The sequence below is a fragment of the Streptomyces sp. NPDC005931 genome (assembly GCF_042871235.1).
In the GTDB taxonomy this organism is placed as follows: Bacteria; Actinomycetota; Actinomycetes; order Streptomycetales; family Streptomycetaceae; genus Streptomyces.
The window spans coordinates 328,262-346,217 of the sequence record NZ_JBIAIG010000007.1 but is presented as its reverse complement, the minus strand read 5'-3'; the positions used below and the strand labels follow the sequence as shown (position 1 = coordinate 346,217).

Annotated in this window: 14 protein-coding genes and 1 pseudogene; 4 read left to right on the top strand and 11 right to left on the bottom strand. The window is 73.7% G+C overall.

Annotated elements, in window-relative coordinates:
• Positions 1-145: 145 nt before the first annotated feature.
• Positions 146-1,663, bottom strand: coding sequence for a DEAD/DEAH box helicase (locus tag ACFYOV_RS19430; protein ID WP_389089228.1), 1,518 nt, complete (start codon positions 1,661-1,663; stop codon positions 146-148).
• A 616-nt stretch (positions 1,664-2,279) separates the two neighbouring features.
• Here ACFYOV_RS19430 and ACFYOV_RS19425 point away from each other — a divergent pair.
• The 3 genes from ACFYOV_RS19425 to ACFYOV_RS19415 are packed head-to-tail and all read left to right on the top strand — an operon-like array spanning position 2,280 to position 5,192.
• Positions 2,280-2,585: a ferrous iron transport protein A gene (locus ACFYOV_RS19425; RefSeq protein ID WP_389089227.1), complete on the top strand. Its 306-nt coding sequence runs from the start codon at positions 2,280-2,282 to the stop codon at positions 2,583-2,585.
• The gene (locus tag ACFYOV_RS19420) at positions 2,582-4,531 is read left to right on the top strand and encodes a ferrous iron transporter B (protein WP_389089226.1); all 1,950 of its coding nucleotides are present in this window, start codon (positions 2,582-2,584) and stop codon (positions 4,529-4,531) included. Before ACFYOV_RS19425 ends, ACFYOV_RS19420 begins: the two co-directional genes overlap by 4 nt.
• Before the next feature lie 7 nt (positions 4,532-4,538).
• Entirely contained in the window at positions 4,539-5,192 is a 654-nt protein-coding gene (locus ACFYOV_RS19415; protein WP_389089225.1) for a NifU family protein, read from the top strand.
• A gap of 290 nt (positions 5,193-5,482) precedes the next feature.
• On the opposite strand, the gene cysK is transcribed toward ACFYOV_RS19415, so the two are convergent.
• The 10 genes from cysK to ACFYOV_RS19365 form a co-directional block, all read right to left on the bottom strand.
• Positions 5,483-6,403 carry a cysteine synthase A gene (cysK, locus tag ACFYOV_RS19410; RefSeq protein WP_389089224.1) on the bottom strand — a complete coding sequence of 307 codons (921 nt, stop codon included), beginning with the start codon at positions 6,401-6,403 and terminating at the stop codon, positions 5,483-5,485.
• Complete coding sequence (epsC, locus tag ACFYOV_RS19405; RefSeq protein WP_389089222.1) at positions 6,330-6,980, bottom strand: serine O-acetyltransferase EpsC; 651 nt, start codon at positions 6,978-6,980, stop codon at positions 6,330-6,332. The genes cysK and epsC overlap by 74 nt, the downstream gene beginning before the upstream one ends.
• A 1,000-nt stretch (positions 6,981-7,980) precedes the next feature.
• The gene (locus ACFYOV_RS19400) at positions 7,981-9,048 is read right to left on the bottom strand and encodes an SPFH domain-containing protein (RefSeq protein WP_389089221.1); all 1,068 of its coding nucleotides are present in this window, start codon (positions 9,046-9,048) and stop codon (positions 7,981-7,983) included.
• 3 nt (positions 9,049-9,051) lie between these two features.
• Positions 9,052-9,483 carry an NfeD family protein gene (locus tag ACFYOV_RS19395; RefSeq protein WP_389089220.1) on the bottom strand — a complete coding sequence of 144 codons (432 nt, stop codon included), beginning with the start codon at positions 9,481-9,483 and terminating at the stop codon, positions 9,052-9,054.
• A gap of 115 nt (positions 9,484-9,598) precedes the next feature.
• Complete coding sequence (locus ACFYOV_RS19390) at positions 9,599-10,444, bottom strand: cytochrome c biogenesis CcdA family protein (protein ID WP_389089218.1); 846 nt, start codon at positions 10,442-10,444, stop codon at positions 9,599-9,601.
• Positions 10,445-10,456: 12 nt separating this feature from the next.
• The gene (locus ACFYOV_RS19385) at positions 10,457-11,026 is read right to left on the bottom strand and encodes a redoxin domain-containing protein (protein WP_389089217.1); all 570 of its coding nucleotides are present in this window, start codon (positions 11,024-11,026) and stop codon (positions 10,457-10,459) included.
• Positions 11,027-11,141: 115 nt separating this feature from the next.
• Entirely contained in the window at positions 11,142-12,986 is a 1,845-nt protein-coding gene (locus ACFYOV_RS19380) for an AMP-dependent synthetase/ligase (protein ID WP_389089216.1), read from the bottom strand.
• Positions 12,987-13,256: 270 nt separating this feature from the next.
• Positions 13,257-13,670: a DUF779 domain-containing protein gene (locus ACFYOV_RS19375; protein ID WP_389089214.1), complete on the bottom strand. Its 414-nt coding sequence runs from the start codon at positions 13,668-13,670 to the stop codon at positions 13,257-13,259.
• Positions 13,670-15,187, bottom strand: a complete 1,518-nt coding sequence (gene adh / locus ACFYOV_RS19370; RefSeq protein ID WP_389089213.1) for an aldehyde dehydrogenase — start codon at positions 15,185-15,187, stop codon at positions 13,670-13,672. Before adh ends, ACFYOV_RS19375 begins: the two co-directional genes overlap by 1 nt.
• A 115-nt stretch (positions 15,188-15,302) precedes the next feature.
• Complete coding sequence (locus ACFYOV_RS19365) at positions 15,303-16,550, bottom strand: GAF domain-containing protein (RefSeq protein ID WP_389089212.1); 1,248 nt, start codon at positions 16,548-16,550, stop codon at positions 15,303-15,305.
• A gap of 780 nt (positions 16,551-17,330) precedes the next feature.
• On the opposite strand from ACFYOV_RS19365, the pseudogene ACFYOV_RS19360 reads away from it, so the two are divergent.
• Positions 17,331-17,942 (top strand): annotated as a pseudogene (locus tag ACFYOV_RS19360) (glycoside hydrolase family 16 protein); the annotation flags it as partial.
• Positions 17,943-17,956 lie beyond the last annotated feature (14 nt).

The following is a 17,956-nucleotide window of genomic DNA, read 5'->3' as shown; positions in this document are numbered from 1 at the left end:
CACGAACTGTCCGTCGTGGGGGGGGGGGGCGCGCCCCCCCCCCCCGGCCGCGGCCCCCCCCCCCCCCCGCGCCCGCGCGCCGGCCCCCCCCCCCCCGCGCCCCCCCCCCCCCCCCCCCTCCGGGTGCGCGGCCGTCAGCCGGTCGTCACGCGGCACCGCTGCGTGCGGACCGGCCCCCGCCCGCCTGCCCGCGGACCGTTGACCCGGCACCGGCGCGCCCGCCGCGGCCGGGCCGGCCGGCCCGGCCGCGGGACGCCGAGGAGCGGCGCTTGGCGGGCTCGGTCACGGGCGGCGTGATGACGACGGGAACCCCCGAGGGCTGCCGCGCGCCGGTGATGCGGGACAGTTCCGCCTCACCGGAACGCACCTCGGTCACCGTCGGGGTGATGCCCGCGGTCGCCAGCAGACGGCTCACCTCCCGGCGCTGTTCCGGCAGGACCAGCGTGACGACGCTGCCGGACTCGCCCGCCCGGGCGGTACGGCCGCCGCGGTGCAGGTAGTCCTTGTGGTCACCCGGCGGATCGACGTTCACGACGAGGTCGAGGTCGTCGACGTGAATGCCGCGCGCGGCGACGTTCGTAGCCACCAGCACCGAGACGTCCCCGGTCTTGAACCAGGCCAGCGCCCGGTTGCGCTGCGGCTGCGACTTCCCTCCGTGCAGGGCGGCGGCCCGCACACCGCTGCGCAGCAACTGCGTGGTGAGCCGGTCCACGGCGTGCTTGGTGTCCAGAAACATGATCACCCGCCCGTCGCGGGCGGCGATCTCGACGGTGGCCGACTGCTTGTCGGCGGCATGCACGTGCAGCAGGTGGTGCTCCATCGTGGTGACCGCGCCCGCCGACGGGTCCACGGAGTGCACCACCGGGTCGTGCAGGTACCGGCGCACCAGCAGGTCGATGTTCCGGTCCAGGGTGGCGGAGAACAGCAGCCGCTGACCGCCCGGCCGTACCAGGTCGAGCAGCGCGGTGACCTGGGGCATGAAGCCCATGTCGGCCATCTGGTCGGCCTCGTCCAGGACGGTGATGTCCACCTGGTCCAGGCGGCAGTCCCGCCGCTCGACGAGATCCTTCAGCCGTCCCGGCGTCGCCACGACGACCTCGGCCCCGGCCCGCAGCGCGCCGGCCTGCCGCCCGATGGACATGCCGCCCACCACGGTCGCCACCCGCAGCCGCAGCGCGCGGGCGTACGGGGTGAGCGCCTCGGTGACCTGCTGAGCGAGGTCCCGGGTCGGTACCAGGACCAGGCCGAGGGGCAGACCGGGCTCGGCACGCCGGCCGGCGGTACGGGCCAGCAGCGCCAGCCCGAAGGCGAGCGTCTTGCCCGAACCGGTGCGGCCGCGGCCGAGGACGTCCCGGCCCGCCAGGGAGTTCGGCAGCGTCGCCGCCTGGATCGGGAACGGGACGGTCAGCCCCGCGCCGCGCAGCGCCGCCAGCAGCGGTGCCGGCAGGTCGAGTTCGTCGAACGCCTCGACGGCGGGCAGACCGGGGGTGAGGGTGACGGGGAGTGCGAACTCGCCCTGCGCTCCGGTGGAGCGACGACCACCGGAGCCGGAAACGCCGTTGCGCCGCCGGCCCTGGAAACCCCGGCCGTTCCGTTGGTTGTCGGAGCGGCCCGAGCGGGCCGTGCGGGAGGAGCGGTCGTTCCGGTCGGCTGATCGGCTCATGCAGAACCTTTCTCGATGCGGTTCGGCCCCGACGCGGTCCCGGCGGCACGGTGGGCCGCGGGAGTCACGAGGGGGACCCGAACAGACGACGCAGCCGAGTCCGGGGCTTCGGGAAAGCCGGAGTCAGTGCATCTGGTGAAGGGGAGTTCCTGAGCGGAACAAGGAGTCGGCCCGCACCCCGTGGTGCGGACCCGAGCTGCGGTGTGCGCGCGGCGCGTCAGGCGCGGGCGGCGTTCTCGGATCGCGGGGCCTTCCGGCCCCGCGTGGCGGCGAAGTTCACCTTCTGGCCCTTCTGATGTCGACGCTTCTCCGTACGGGGGCAGTACCGGGGGTCTGCTTGGAGAGCCCCACGCCGCTGTGATGATTGCCCGTCCGGAAAAACTGGCCACACTCTGGGAACCACTACCGCAACTGCACGCCACCGTAGCATGCGCCCCCCGGCCCGAGCCCTGCCGCGGGGCGCACGCCACGGGCCACCCGGCCCCTCGGCAGGGCCGACAGGCCCCCGCCCGCGGACCGGTCGGCCCCCGTTCCCGCAGAGTGGGTAAGGCTAGCCTCACCTTTGTGAGTCGGTGCCGGGCCCGTCTGCCCGGCACGAGGTGGTGCGGAGGGGTACATGACGGAAGCCCAGTGGGAGCCCGACAGGACGGGGGACCCGGCGGTCGCGACGATCGGTGCCCGGCGCCGCCCCCTGGCCGTACTGGCGCCCGGCGCCCGGGCCGTGGTGGCGGAGATCGCCGTCGAGGGCGGGCCGGCCATGGCCCGCCGCCTGCACGACCTCGGGTTCACCCCCGGCTCCGTAGTGGACGTCGTACGACGGGCACCGCTGCGCGATCCCGTCGTCTACCGCGTCAAGGACTACGAGTTGTGCCTGCGCCGCGCGCAGGCCGCACACGTGCACGTCGTCGAGGTGGACCGGTGACCAAGGGCTGCCACGACGCCGGTGAGGGGGCGGGGGCGGCCCTGGCCGACGCGCCCCGGATCGCCCTGGTCGGCAGTCCCAACGCGGGCAAGACGAGTGTCTTCAACGCCCTGAGCGGCCTGAGCGCCAAGACCGGCAACTACCCCGGGGTGACCGTCGCCCGGTCCGTCGGGACCTGCCGGGCCGGCGGCCGTTCGTTCGTGCTGGAGGACCTGCCGGGCGCGTACAGCCTCGAGCCGATCAGCCCGGACGAGCGGATCCTCGTCGACGTGCTCGACGGCCGGCTGGACGGCGCGGACCGGCCGGACGCGCTGCTGGTCGTCGTCGACGCCACCACCCTGCGACGCTCACTGGCGTTCGTCGCGCAGATCCTCACCCGCCGCCTGCCGACCTGCGTGGTGGTGACGTTCACCGACGAACTGGCCCGTCGCCAGGGGCAGGTGGACACCGACGCATTGGGCCGGGCGCTCGGCGTGCCGGCCCTGCCGGTGGTCGGCCACCGCCGCCACGGCATCGCTGAACTGCGCGAACGGCTCACCGGCTGGCGGGACTGGCCGGCCCCCGCCCTCACCCCGCCCGACGATCCCGCCGAGCGCGATGCCTGGGCGGAGTCGGTCCTGGCCTTCGCCGGTTACCGGGCCCCCGAACGCCACCGGATCACCCGGCGGGTCGATGCCGTGCTGCTGCACCCGGTGTGGGGCAGCGCGGTGTTCTTCGCGGTGATGGTGCTGTTCTTCCAGACGGTCTTCACCGTGGCCGCCCCGCTCCAGGCGGGCGTGGAGGCGTTGTTCGCCGGGCTGTCGGACCTCGTGACCGCCCACATCGACACCCCCTGGCTGGCCGGGTTGCTCGGCGACGCCCTGATCGGCGGCGTCGGCGGTGTGCTGGTCTTCGTACCGCAGATCGTGCTGTTGTTCCTGCTGCTCGCCCTGCTCGAGGGTGTGGGCTACATGGCACGCGCGGCGTTCCTCATGGACCGTGTGATGGCCCGGTTCGGTCTGGAGGGACGCGCGTTCGTGGCACTGCTGTCGGCGTTCGCCTGCGCCATCCCCGGCATCATGGCCACCCGCACGCTGCCCTCGGCCAGGGACCGGCTGGCCACGATGATGGCGGCGCCGCTGATGACCTGCTCGGCGCGACTGCCCGTCTACGTGCTGCTCATCGGCCTGCTCGTCGACCCGTCCGCGAAGGCGGGCCCGTTCGGCGCACAGGGACTGGTGATGTTCGGCCTCTACCTGCTCGGTGCCGTCTCCGCCCTGCTGGCCGCCTGGGTCTTCCAGAGGTTCGGCAGCAGCGGCCAGGGGATGCCGTTCACCATGGAGCTGCCGCCCTACCGGCTGCCCGCCCCGCGCGCGGTGCTGGTGGCGATCTGGTCCTCGGCGCGTGCCTTCCTGCGCAAGTGCACGACCGTCATCGTGGCCACGACCCTCGCCCTGTGGCTGCTGCTGAACCTGCCGCTGCACTCCGTCGCCCAGATGCGGGCGGACGGCGTCGACACCACCGACGCCACGGCCGTGTCCGCCTACGGCGTCGACCACAGCTACGCCGCCGGCCTGGGCCGGCTGGTCTCCCCCGTGTTCGACCCGCTGGGCTTCGACTGGCGCATCAACGTCGCCGTCCTGTCGGCCCAGTCCGCCCGCGAGACCTTCGTCGCCACCCTCGGGCAGGTCGCCGCCGCGGAGGACCCCGAACAGCCCGCGCGGGCACTGCGCGACATGACCTTCTCCGACGGCCCCCGCGCCGGGCAGAAGGTCTTCACGCCGCCCACCGTCGCCGCTCTGCTGGTGTACTTCGTCTACGCGCTCCAGTGCATGGCCACCGTGGCCGTGCTGCGCCGGGAGACCGGGACCTGGCGCTGGCCGGCGATCGCCCTGTCGTACCTCACGGCGCTGGCGTGGCTGATGGCCTGGCTGGCCCGCACGCTCACCGGCCTGTTCACCGGCTGAGGCCACGATGATCCCCCTGCACCCCCAGCCCGTCGCGGGCCGGCCCGACCGGCTGCGCTGGATCGTCCCGGCGGGCCTCCTCTCCTGCACGGGCCGGCCCGCCGCCGTCCCGGAGCCGTTGGCCGCACTGCTGACGGAGGGCGTGCTGAGCCGGATCACGGTGGAGGCGGGCGCGGTCGTCACCCGCCTCGGCGCCGGGCGCTCCTGGCGGCGGGACGGGCCTCGGGTCCGCAGCGCGCTGCACGCGGCGCTGGAACTGCCCGAGGGATGGCTGCCCGGCGTACCGGACGGCGACACGGGCGGCGGGCCCTCGGGGGCCGCCCACGACGACGGGCCGCCGGAGACGGTGGACGACCGGAGGCTGTACGCCGCCGCACGGGATCTGCTGGCCGGGCCGACGGGCGGCGTCGCCCGGGCCCACGGCGGCACCATCGAGCTCGTCGGTGTCCGCGACGGCATCGTCACCTTCCGCTTCGGCGGCGCCTGCCACGGCTGCCCCGCCGCCTGGTTCACGCTCCGGCACCGTCTGGAACACCAGCTGCGGCGGAGCCACCCGGGGCTGCGCGAGGTACGCGCCGTCACCGCGCCCCCGAGGACGGCCGTACCGGCCGGGGGCTCCCGCCTCGGACGTGTCCTGCCGTGGGGGAGGGGCACCGGCTGAGAGATGCGCGAGGCGGGCCGCCCGGGACCCGGCGCGCGGGGCCGGCGGACGCGGTTGTCGTCCGCCGGCCCCCGCGTGCGGTGCCCTGGGGCCGGTCGTTCGGCTCAGGCCGCGGACGCGGGGTCCGGTACGCGCATCCGCGGCGTTGTCGTCGGTCGCCGGCGCTCCGCGTCGACGCCCTCCTCCGCCTTGCGGCTGCTGTGCACCGGACTCCGCTCACGGTGGTGACACGGCGCCGTCGCCACCCTGCGTCCTGTTCCGGGCGACAGGCCCCTCGCAGGCCCCTCGCACTAGCCGAACAGATCCGTGCTCAGGTACCGCTCCCCGGTGTCCGGCAGGACCACCACGACGAGCGCGCCCGCGTGCCGTGTGTCCCGGGCGACGGTGGCGGCGGCGTGCAGGGCCGCACCGCTCGAGACGCCGGCGAGGATGCCCTCGGTGCGGGCCAGACGGCGCGCCGCCTCCTGCGCCTCCGAGAGGGACACACGCCGGATCGTGTCGTACACGCCGGTGTCGAGGACCTCGGGGACGAAGCCGGCGCCGAGACCCTGGATGCGGTGCGGGCCGGGCGAGTCGCCCGAGAGCACGGCCGACTCGGCCGGTTCGACGGCCACCACGGTGAGTCCGGGCTTCTTCTCCTTGAGCACCTGCCCGACACCGGTGACGGTGCCGCCGGTGCCGACACCGGCCACCAGGACGTCGACCTCGCCCGCGGTGTCCTCCCAGATCTCCTGGGCGGTCGTACGGCGGTGGACGTCCGGGTTGGCGGGGTTGCGGAACTGCTGCGGCATGAACCAGCCGTTGCGCCCGGCCAGTTCGGTGGCGCGGGCGATCGCGCCGCCCATGCCCTCGGCGGCCGGGGTGAGGACCAGCTCGGCACCGTAGGCCCGAAGGAGGGCACGCCGTTCCAGGCTCATGCTCTCGGGCATGGTGAAGGTCATCGGGTACCCCTTGGCGGCGGCCACCATGGCCAGGCCGACGCCGGTGTTGCCACTGGTCGGCTCGATGATCCGCTGCCCCTGCGACAGGGCGCCCGAGGCCTCGGCGTCCTCGATCATCGCCAGGGCGATGCGGTCCTTGACGCTGCCGCCGGGATTCGCCGACTCGAGCTTGGCGACCAGGCGCGCCGGCAGGTCGTCACCGAAGCGGCGCAGTTCCACCAGGGGAGTGCGTCCGATCAGCGTGGTGATCGTCGGGTGTATCGCCACCATGGGGTTCCTTCTTTCTCGCGGGGGGCGCTGAGCAGGTCGGGGTCGTCGTCGCTCCGGGAGCGGGCGTGACGACGTCGGCAGGCGCCGTCCGGACCCGGGAGCGGGCGGGGACGTCGCGCAGGACGAGGGAGTGGGCACCGACGACGGTGTCGTGCCCGATGTGCACGGGGCCGAGGACGGTCGCGCCCACGCCCAGCACGACCCGGTCGCCGACGGTGGGATGGCGGCGGGCCGAGCCGGTGTCCGTCCACCAGCCGGTGCCGCCCAGGGTCACCCGGTGGTACAGCATCACGTCGTCGCCCAGCACGGCGGTCTCGCCGATCACCACGCCCATGCCGTGGTCGATGAAGCAGCGGCGGCCGATGACCGCGCCGGGGTGGATCTCGATGCCGGTCAACGCCCGGGTGACCTGGGAGATGAGCCGGGGCAGGAACGGTACGCCGAGCCGGTGCAGCCGGTGGGCGACCCGGTGGGACCACAGGGACCACAGCCCCGGGTACAGCAGCACCTCGACGCGGTGCGCGCCGTGCAGGGCCGGGTCCTTCCGGCAGGCCGTCCGGAGATCTTCGAGGATCATGGGGCGTCTTTCTGCGAGCGTTGCGGCGGGTCGGTGGTGCGCGGCGTCGTCGTCGGCTGCACGGCGCGGGTGCGGCGGGAGCGTGCGCGGGGGCGGGCGGTGCGGTGGGGCCGGCGCGCGTGGGGTCCGCCGTGGGAGCGGGGGTCAGGAGGCGTCGAGGGACCGACGGGCGGTGGGCGGGGGCAGCCCGGCACAGGACGGCGCCTGTCCGGGGTAGCGGGCGGCGGCGTCCGAGAAATGGCGGGGGTGGGTCACACCGCACGGCGCCACAGGGGTGCCGGGCGCCGGCCGGCGCCCCTGACACGCGGTCCTCGCACGAGGAAGCGGGGGTCGTCCGTCAGCCCGCCTGACATCGGGGCAGCACGCGTCCGGCGCGGCGACGACGGTGTCGCCGCGCACGGAGGTCCGGGTGGTGCGGATGGCTGCCGTGGTCCATGGGTCGGACGCTAGACGGGCACGGGTGCGCCGCACCCGGGGCGAAGGACCTTTTGCCACAGGGCCCTTCGGCCTTCCCCGGCAGGGATGACCGAGGACCGGCGGACAGTGGGGGGAGGGCCGTTCGGCCCGGGTGCCGGGGGCCCGCGGCAGGGCAGGCTTTGCCCTGACCGGACGGGAGGATCCACGGACCGTCGCGGTCGGCCGGCCTCGTCTTCTCGTGCCCGAGGCCGTGACCGACTCGACGCCCTCCCGCTCCGGTCGCCGTCCGGCCACCCGGTTGCCACCGTCGGACGGTGGTCCGCCACGCCCCACCGCCGGCGTCCGTCCCACGCCGGTCGGCCGTTGCACCGGCCGCGAATGGGGCGTGGCGGACAAGTGGCACCACGGTCTCCGGCCGACTCGCCGGCCGGAAGCCGTCGCGACCCGCTCCAGCCTGCCGAGCGGCACGCGGCGAGGGGAGAGGGCGCCTGACCTGGGGATGGGCCAGGTCAGGCGCCTCATCCAGAAACCGGCACGTACCCACAGAGCCCGTCGGGCAGCCCCAGCGGCAGCGGTGCCGTGCTCATGCCGACGGCGGTGCGCCGTCGGGCCCGGGGCCGGGCGGGGCGGGCGAGAGGGCCTCGGGTGCGGTGCGGTCGGCCTCGGCGGCGTCGGCGAGGGCCTGGGCCGCGGCCTGAGCGGCGCGGGCCGTGTCGTCGGCCGCCTGGGCGGCCCTGTCGTCCCGCGGCTCCTCACGGGTGGCGGGCGACCGGGGCAGCACCTCCCCGAAGGCCCGTGAGACCCCCTCGAGCGCGGAGGTGACCTCGCTGGGGATCACCCAGAAGGTGCTGCCGGGACCCTGCGCCAGCTGGGGCAGCATCTGGAGGTACTGGTAGGCGAGCAGCTTCGGGTCGGGGTCGTTGCGGTGCACCGCCTGGAACACCTCGTCGATGGCCCGGGACTGACCCTCTGCCTTGAGGATCGCGGCGGTGCGGTTGCCCTCCGCCCGCAGTACCGCGGCCTGCTTGTCGCCCTCGGCGGTCAGGATCTGCGACTGGCGCTGGCCCTCGGCCCCGAGGATCGCGGCCCGCTTGTCGCGCTCGGCCCGCATCTGCTTCTGCATGGCGTCCTTGATCGACTGAGGGGGATCGATCGCCTTGATCTCCACGCGGTTGACCCTCAGCCCCCACTTCCCGGTGGCCTCGTCCAGCACACCCCGCAACTGGCTGTTGATCGTGTCCCGGGAGGTGAGCGTCTTCTCCAGGTCCATGGAGCCCACGACGTTGCGCAGGGTGGTGACGGTGAGCTGCTCGACCGCCTGGAGGAAGTTCGCGATCTCGTAGAAGGCCGCTCGCGGGTCGGTGACCTGGAAGTACAGCACGGTGTCGATCTCGACGACCAGGTTGTCCTCGGTGATGACCGGCTGCGGTTTGAAGGAGACGACCTGTTCCCGCAGGTCGATCACGGGATGAACGCGGTCGATGTAGGGGATGACGAGGTTCAGCCCCGGATTCAGGGTGCGGTGGTACCGGCCGAGCCGTTCGACGTTGCGGGCGCGTGCCTGGGGCACGATGCGCACCGCCCGCACGATGGTGAAGACGGCGATGAGCGCGACGATCAGGCCGGCGATGAGCAGGGCGGAGACTTCCATGGCTCATTCCCGGGGGTAGACGAGTGCGGTCGTGCCACTGATCTCGATGACGTCGACGGTCGCTCCCGCGGGGATCACGAGCGTCTCGTCGTAGGCGCGTGCCGTCCACTCCTCGCCGTCGATGCGCACCCGGCCGCCCAGGGCCGTCACCTCCGACACCACGTGGGCGGCCCTGCCGATCAGGGCGTCCGTGCCGAACCGCTGGGTCTGGGGCTGGACCATGTGGCGCAGGGCGAGGGGGCGGACGAAGAGCACCGTGACCGTGGAGACGAGGGCGAAGATCAGGAACTGCACGGGCGCCGGGGCACCGAGCGCGGCGGCCCCGGCGGTGACCAGGGCGGCGGCGCCCAGCAGCCCGAGCGCGGCGGTGAGCGTGAAGATCTCCGCCACGACCAGGATCCCCGCGACGATCAACCAGATCAGCCATGGATCCATGACGGCCCTCCTGGCGGCGGGTGCGGGAGCGGCCGGGCGGCCTGTTCGCACGATGCCGGACATAACGGTATATGCCCGGAAACAGGCCGGGCAATGAGCCGCTTCGCGGGACCGGTCAGGAGTCCGCGGTCGAACGGGAGCGCCGGCGGCGGACTGCCGCGGCACCGAGCAGCAGGAGCACGAACACGGCCAGGAGCGCCGGGCCCGCGGCGTCCAGTGCGTCGGCGACGGTGCGCTGGACCGTGCCCGCCGCCTCGACGACCGGGTCGGTCGTGGCGGGGTCGCGCTGCACGCGGATCTCGTACCAGCCGTAGTACGCGACGTACCCGCCCGCCGCGAGGAGCAGGCCGCCGCCGAGCCGTGGGGCGATCGCCCCGAGGCGGCGCAGCCGGGTGACGGCTGTGGTGCGGGTCAGCGCCACGGTCAGGGAGGCCGCGCCCACGACCAGCCCCATCCCGGCGGCGTAGGCCGCGAACAGGGCCACGCCCTCACCCGTCGAGCCGCTGCGGAAGGCGGAGACGACGATGGCGAGGAACGGGGCGATGGTGCAGCCGAGGGAGGCGGTGGCATACGCCATGCCGAACAGCGCCATCGAGGCAAGGGAGCGCGTCAGTACCGGGGCGCGGCGCAGCTTCGGGGCCGGCAGTCGGCGCCCGGCGAGCAGCCACGCCCCCGCGGCGGCGACGAGCACGCCGAAGGCGATGGTGAACCAGGGCAGGTGTTCCTGGACCTGACCGGCGACGGGCTGCACGGCGAGGCCGAACACGCCGAAGAGAGCGGCGAATCCGGCGGTCATCGCGGCCGTGGCGGCGAGCGCGCGGCCCACGGCGACGACGCGCCCGGGAGCCTCGTCGCCCAGCACGAGAAGGGACAGGTAGGCGGGCAGCAGGGCGAAGCCGCACGGGTTCACGGCGGCGAGCAGGCCGGCGCCGAGTGCGAGCGCGAGGGGCAGGTCCGTCATGACGTCGGCCCGTCAGCCCGTCAGGCCGGCCAGCTTGCCGGCCAGGCCCTCGCCGCCGGGAAGGACGCCCTCGTAGACGGTCCTCCCGGACTTGTCGAGGATCACGTAGTGGCTCTGCTCGGTGATCCCAAACCGTTTCCACACGTCCCCCCTCTCGTCGGCGAGGTGGGGGAAGGCGCCGGTACCCGTGTCGGCGACGAAGTCGCGCATCGCGGCGGTCCCGTCCAGGCCCGCGACGCCGACGACGTTGACCCGGCCCTCGTGGTCGGCCGCGACCTCGGCGGTCCGCGCGGCCTGTCCCTTGCACGTGGGACACCACGGCGCCCAGAACCACAGCACGGTGGGCCTGCCCGCCAGGGACTCCCCGTCGAACGGCTTGCCGTCCACCGTGGTGGCGGTGAAGTCCAGCACACCGGGCACTGCGCCCTCCTTCGATCCGCCGCCCCCGGAGGCGGGCGCCGCCTTCGACGGGGCGGCCTCCGCCGTATCCGCGGCGGAGGGGGAGCGGTCGTCCGAGCCGCAACCGGTGACGGTGACGAACACGGCGGTCAGCAGGGCCGGAAGCAGGATGCGGGCGCGCAAGGGGACTCCTCGGGGTCGGTACGACGGCGACCGTACCGGGAGCGGCGCACGCGGTCAGCGGGCCGACGTCTTACGGATCGGTGACGTCGGCCCGGTGCGCGTGTCCGCTCGACCGTCAGTTCTCGTACAGAGCCTCGATCTCCGCCGCGTACGCCTCCACGATCGCCGCCCGCCGCAGCTTGAGCGACGGTGTCATGAGGCCGTCGGCCGTGCTGAACTCGTTGGGGACGATCCGGAACGCCCGGATCGCCTCGGCCCGCGAGACCGCGCTGTTCGCCATGGTCACGGCCCGCTGGATCTCCATGTGCAGCTCCTGCTCCGCCGTCACCCCGTGGGAGCGCGACAGCGCCCGGCCGGGCAGCCGCTGCCAGTGCTCCGCGGCCTCGGGGTCGAGGGTGAGCAGGGCCGCCACGTAGGGCCGGTCGTCACCGACCACCAGGCACTGCGAGATCAGCGGGTGCCGGCGCAGCCGCTCCTCGAGCACCCGGGGGTTGACGCTCTTCCCGCCGCTGGTGATGAGGATGTCCTTCTTGCGGCCGGTGATCACCAGGAAGCCGTCGTCGTCCAGGTAGCCCACGTCGCCGGTGGCGAGCCAGCCGTCGCGCAGCACCGCCTCGGTGGCCACCGGGTCCCGGTGGTAGCCCGCGAAGACGACGCCTCCGCGCACCCAGATCTCCCCGTCCCGGGCGATGTGCAGGGCACACCCCGGCAGCGGTCTGCCCACGGTGCCGAACCGGGGACGGCCCGGCGGCTGGCCGGTCACGGCGGCGGTGGACTCCGTGAGTCCGTAGCCGTCGTGGATGGTGATCCCGGCGCCGGCGAAGAACAGGCCGAGTTCCCGGTCCAGCGGCGACCCGCCGGACGTGGCATACCGGGCACGGCCGCCCAGCACGGCCCGCAGCCGTGCGTACACCAGGCGGTCGAAGACCGCGTGCGCCGCCCTGAGCATCGGCCCGGGCCCCGCTCCCTCGCCCCTGTCCCGGCGCTGCGTCTCCTCGGAGTAGCGCACCGCGATGTCCGCCGCCCGGTCGAACAGCCCCTCCCGGCCCGCCTCTTCGGCGGCCCGCCGGGCCGCGGCGAAGACCTTCTCGAAGATGTACGGCACGGCGAAGACGTACGTCGGCCGGAACGACGCGAGTGCCGGCAGCAGCGCGGCGGGGGACAGGTCGGGCTGGTGTCCCAGCAGGATGCCGCCGCGCAGGCAGACCACCTGGACCATCAGGCCGTAGATGTGGGACAGCGGCAGGAAGGCCAGGACGGTCGGCTGCTCCCCGGGCTCGGCCAGGACCTCCTTCCAGCCCGCGTACAGGGTGTCGCACTCGACCGCGAGGTTCGCGTGGGTGATCACACAGCCCCTCGGCCGGGGCCCGGTGGTGCCGGAGGTGTAGGCGATGGTGGCGACCGACTCCGGCCGCACCGCGTGGCGGTGCCGGTGCACCACGGAGTCCGGCACGACCCGGCCCTGAGCCGTCAGCCACCGCACGCAGTGCGCGTCGAGCTGCCAGATCGCCCGCAGCATCGGGAGCCCGTCACAGGCTGCGCCCACGGTCATGGCATGGTCCTCGTGCTCGACCACCACGGCTGTCACCTGCGCGTCCGACAGGATCCAGCGGACCTGGTCCGCCGAGGAGGTGGGGTAGACGGGGACGACCTGGGCGCCGACCGCCCACAGCGCGTAGCTGAACAGCGTCCATTCGTAGCGGGTGCGGGACATCACGGCGACCCGGTCCCCGAACCGGATGCCGTTGGCCAGTAACCCCTTCGCCAGCCCCGTGACCTCGTCGCGGAACTCGGCCGCGGTGACCGGCAGCCATTCCCCGTCGGCCCGCCTGGACAGCTGGTCCAGTTTCGGATCACGCTCGGCGACCTCGTACACCGAGTCCGCGAGGCCACCGGCCGGCAGGGTCCCCACCAGCGGCGGGAGGCTGAATTCGCGCACGACACCCCCTGGTTGAGCCATTCTTGTGCCGCACCTCGCGGTGGGCAGGGGGCGCAAGATACCGGCCACCGGGCGGGGTGCCTAGGGGCCCCGCGCCGATCGCTCACGTGCGCGATTACGGGACGGTCAAGGGTGCTGCCTCGTGACCGCGCGCCGGGGCGGAGTCGAGGCCGCCCGGTCTCCCCGGGCCTTCGTGCCTGGGGGCGTCCGTCGCGGCAGACGTCGAGGAACGTCCGGGCGGGGCCGCGCCCGACCGGGCCCGGCCCCGCCCCCGTCACCGCCCGCGCCGCATCAGCCGCCCGCGCCGGGGTCGTCCGCCCCGCTCGGCAGCGGCGGCTCCGTGCCGGCCCGCTCCAGCTCCTCGTCCGTGAGCAGACGGGAGCGCAGCAGGAAGCGCACGCCCTCCGGGGCCTCGAGGGAGAAGCCGCCGCCCCGGCCGGCGACCACGTCGACGGTGAGGTGGGTGTGCGACCAGTACGCGTACTGGTCCGCGCTCATCCAGAACGGGGTGTCACCGGCCACGTGGCCGAGCAGCACGTCCGAGGCACCGACCCGGAACTCGCCGCGCGGGTAGCACATCGGAGCACTGCCGTCGCAGCAGCCGCCGGACTGGTGGAACATCACCGGCCCGTGCGTCCCGGCCAGCCGCCGCACCAGGTCCTCGGCGGCCGGCGTCAGCTCCACCCGTGTCACCCGGGTGCCCATCAGAAGAATCCGAGCTTCTTCGCCGAGTAGCTGACCAGCAGGTTCTTGGTCTGCTGGTAGTGGTCGAGCATCATCTTGTGGTTCTCCCGGCCGATGCCGGACTTCTTGTAGCCGCCGAACGCCGCATGCGCCGGATAGGCGTGGTAGCAGTTGGTCCACACCCGGCCCGCCTTGATCTCGCGGCCCAGGCGGTACGCCGTGTTGCCGTCGCGGGTCCACACGCCCGCGCCGAGGCCGTAGAGGGTGTCGTTGGCGATCTTGAGGGCCTCGTCGACCGAGTCGTACGTGGTCACCGACACCACCGGGCCGAAGATCTCCTCCTGGAAGATCCGCATGTCGTTGGTGCCGCGGAAGACGGTCGGCTCGACGTAGAAGCCGCCCTCCAGGCCCGGCACCGAGCGGGGCCCGCCACCGGTGACCACCTCGGCGCCCTCCTGCCGGCCGATGTCGATGTACGACAGGATCTTCTCGTACTGGTCGTTGCCGGCCTGGGCGCCGATCATGGTGTCCGGGTCCAGCGGGTCGCCGCTGACGATGGCCTTGGTGCGCTCGACGCAGCGGGCCATGAACTCGTCGTAGATCGAGGAGTGGATCAGGGCGCGGGACGGGCAGGTGCACACCTCGCCCTGGTTCAGCGCGAACATCACGAAGCCCTCGACGGCCTTGTCCAGGAAGTCGTCGTCGGCGGCCGTGACGTCCGGCAGGAAGATGTTCGGGCTCTTGCCGCCCAGCTCCAGCGTGACCGGGATGATGTTCTCGCTCGCGTACTGCATGATCAGGCGGCCGGTCGTGGTCTCGCCGGTGAACGCCACCTTCGCCACGCGCGGGCTGGACGCGAGCGGCTTGCCCGCTTCCACGCCGAAGCCGTTGACGATGTTGACCACGCCCGGCGGCAGCAGGTCGGCGATCAGCTCCATGACGTAGAGCAGGCTGACCGGGGTCTGCTCGGCCGGCTTGACGACCACGCAGTTGCCGGCCGCCAGCGCGGGCGCCAGTTTCCATGCGGCCATCAGGATCGGGAAGTTCCAGGGAATGATCTGGCCGACCACACCCAGCGGCTCGTGGAAGTGGTACGCCACCGTGTCCGCGTCGATCTCGGCGATGCTGCCCTCCTGGGCGCGCACCACCCCGGCGAAGTAGCGGAAGTGGTCGACCGCGAGCGGGATGTCGGCGGCCAGGGTCTCGCGGACCGGCTTGCCGTTCTCCCACGTCTCGGCGACGGCGATCCTCTCGAGGTTCTGCTCGATCCGGTCCGCGATCCGGTTCAGGACGTTGGCGCGCTCGGTGGTGGAGGTGCGGCCCCACTGGCCGGCCGCCGCGTGCGCGGCGTCCAGGGCCAGCTCGACGTCGGCCGCGGTGGAGCGTGCGGCCTCGCAGAACACCTTGCCGGTCACCGGCGAGATGTTCTCGAAGTACCGGCCCTCGACGGGGGCGACCCAGTCGCCGCCGATGAAGTTGTCGTAGCGGCGGGCGAACTCGACGATGCTGCCGTCTGATCCGGGCTGCGCGTACACCATGGCGGCTCTCCTCGGTGAAGGGCGGAACGGTCGTCCGACGGCCCACGCCGCCGTGACGCCGCTCACTGTCCCGCCGGGAGGTTGGCGTGAGGTTGGTGCCGCCGGCGCACCGGAATCAGTCACGCAGGGCCGTGGTCAGCCGGCCCGCCGCCAGGGCACGCCGGGTGTCGCCCGCGCGAAGCAGCCGCACCGCGTGCTCGTGGACCTCCGCGTCGTACGGGGCCCGCTCGCCGTAGCGCAACGCGTGCTCCGGGCTGGGGCTGGCGAGCACCGCCTCGCGCACGGCCACCTCGATGCGGGTGCGCCACTCCTCGATGCCCGGCGCCTCGGACCGGGGGAGCAGCAGCCCCCGGTACAGCCGCAGCGCCGTGTCCGTGTCGCCGTGCTCCAGGGCCCGCAGCACATCGGTGGCGTCGCAGCACACGGGGACGGTCAGGGCGTAGCGGCGGGTGGCGATCCCGCCGCCGAGGGCCCGGCGCAGGTGGGAGATCTCCGCCTTGAACGTGGACGCCGTCACGGGCCGGTCGCCGTAGAGGGCCTCGCGCAGCCGGTCCGGTGAGAAGCCCTCCGGCTCCAGCGCGAGCAGGGTGAGGATCTCCAGCTGCCGCGGGCGCAGCGGCAGCGGCCGGGCCTCGCGCACGGCCTGCTCGCTGCCCAGGCAGGTCAGGTGCACCGTCGGGGAGGCGCCGGGGGCCGGGGGTGTGCCGACGGGCTCCGCGGCGAGCCGGGTCTCGATGGTGGACACCAGCGTGCGGACCGTGGACATGGCCAGGGGATGCGAGCGGTCCCAGGTGGTGGACAGGTCGAGGACCCCGAGCACCCTGCCCTCCGGGCTGTGGATCGGGGCGCAGTAGCAGACCCAGCCGTGCAGGGCGCTCACCAGGTGCTCGGCCGAGAAGACGGAACAGGGGCGGCCTGTGCGCAGCGCGAGCGACAGGGCGTTGGTGCCCATGGCCTGCTCGTCCCACCGGCCGCCCGGCGCGAAGTTGACGCGTTCGGCGCGGAGCCGCATGGTCCGCCCGCCGCACGTCCACAGGATGGTGCCGGACTCGTCCGTGACCGCGGTGACGAACCCGGCGTCCTCGGCGATGCTGTGCAGCTCGTCGGCGAGGTCGGCGACCGGACGGCGCAGCGGGGAGGACCGCCAGCGCTGGTGCACGGTGCCGCCGTCGGCCACCGGGGCGCTGTCCCGGCCGGGGTCCACGCTGATCAGCGAACGCACCCAGGACTCGGTCACCTCGTGGCGCAGCGCCTCGCTGCCGCCCGGCCGGGTCCCCGGGACCCTGAGCCTCGGCACCCAGCGCGACCACTCGTTCTCCAGCGCCGCCCGGCGTTCCCGGAGATCCGTGCCCTGCTGTGACATCTGCTTCCCCTGCCGTAGAACGGGGTCGACCGACTAGTGTCCGCAACGCCCTCGCCGACACAGCCGGCCGGCCGGGCACCCGGACCCTGTCCGAACGGGCAGGTGCCGCGCCCCGGCCCGGGCGCCTGGCTCGGTGTTCGGCTTCACGACAGTGTTATCGGCCAATCAAGCAGGAAAAAGCAAGGTTGCCAACAGTGCGGACCCCAGTCCGCGAGAGGTCGCGTGTCGCTCACGTCCGGCGTCGTGGTGATCCAGGGTCATGTTCCGGCGGGCTGGGCCGGCGAGGCCGGCCACCTGCGGCGCGTGGGGCTGCGCTCCGTCGTCCGTGTCGTGGTCGGACGCCTGTTGAGGCGTGGCCGGCCCGACGACCGCGAGGACGTGATCCGGCACCGGCAGCGCGTGCACGGAGCCGGACCGCCCCGCGGACCGCCCACTACGCGGCTCTGCGACCGTGCCCGCCGTCGGACCGGTCGAGGCGATCACGACGCGCGTACTGGAGGGCGGGAGGGACCGGACGCGCGCGGTGACGCGGACTGCGCGCCGCGGACGGCAGGCGCTCCGGGCGCTAGCCCGGGCCGGCGGCCGCGCCGTCGCCGTCCTGGACCACCCCGCGGGTGAGAGGGTGACGGGCCTGCCGTCGGCCAGGTCGCCCGGGGGGATCCCGGGGTGGTGCCCCTCGCGGGGCGCCCCCGGGGCCCCGGAGGGCCGGGTGCGCGGGCCCAGCGTCAGCCGGGACACGATGCGGTAGCGGTCCCCTCGGTAGAGCGAGTGAACGTACGCGCGTCCACCCGGCACACCGAAGTCCTCACCCAGGAAACGAAGTTCCGGAACGGCACCTACGCCGCCCGGGTGAGGTTCTCCGACGCACCCACGTACGGCCCCGACGGCGACCGCCTGGTGCAGACGTTCTTCACCATCAACGACCTCAAGGCACCGATGGCCGACGACTATGCCGAGTACGACTTCGAGTACCTGCCCAACGGGGGCTGGGGCGAGCCCTCGAACATCCTGTACACGACGTCCTGGGAGACCTACGACCCCGACCCCTGGCAGGCCGTCAACCAGCACACCGAGAGCCGGCAGAGCTTCGCCGGCTGGCACGACCTCGTGGTCACCATCGACGACCGTGCGATCACCTACTACGTCGACGGCCGGCACTTCGGCACGCACGACGCCCGCTACCTGCCCGAGCGTCCGATGTCGATCAACTTCAACCAGTGGCTGATCGACCTCGCCGGCCAGACGTCCACGACACCGCGCGCCTACGACGAAGGGGTCGACCACGTCCTGCACGTCAAGGACCAGGTCCTCACACCGTCCCAGGTGGCAGCAAAGGTCGCCGCCTACCGCACCGCCGGCACGTCCTTCGTCGACGACGTCCCGGCCCCCTGACCGGTCGCCACCCC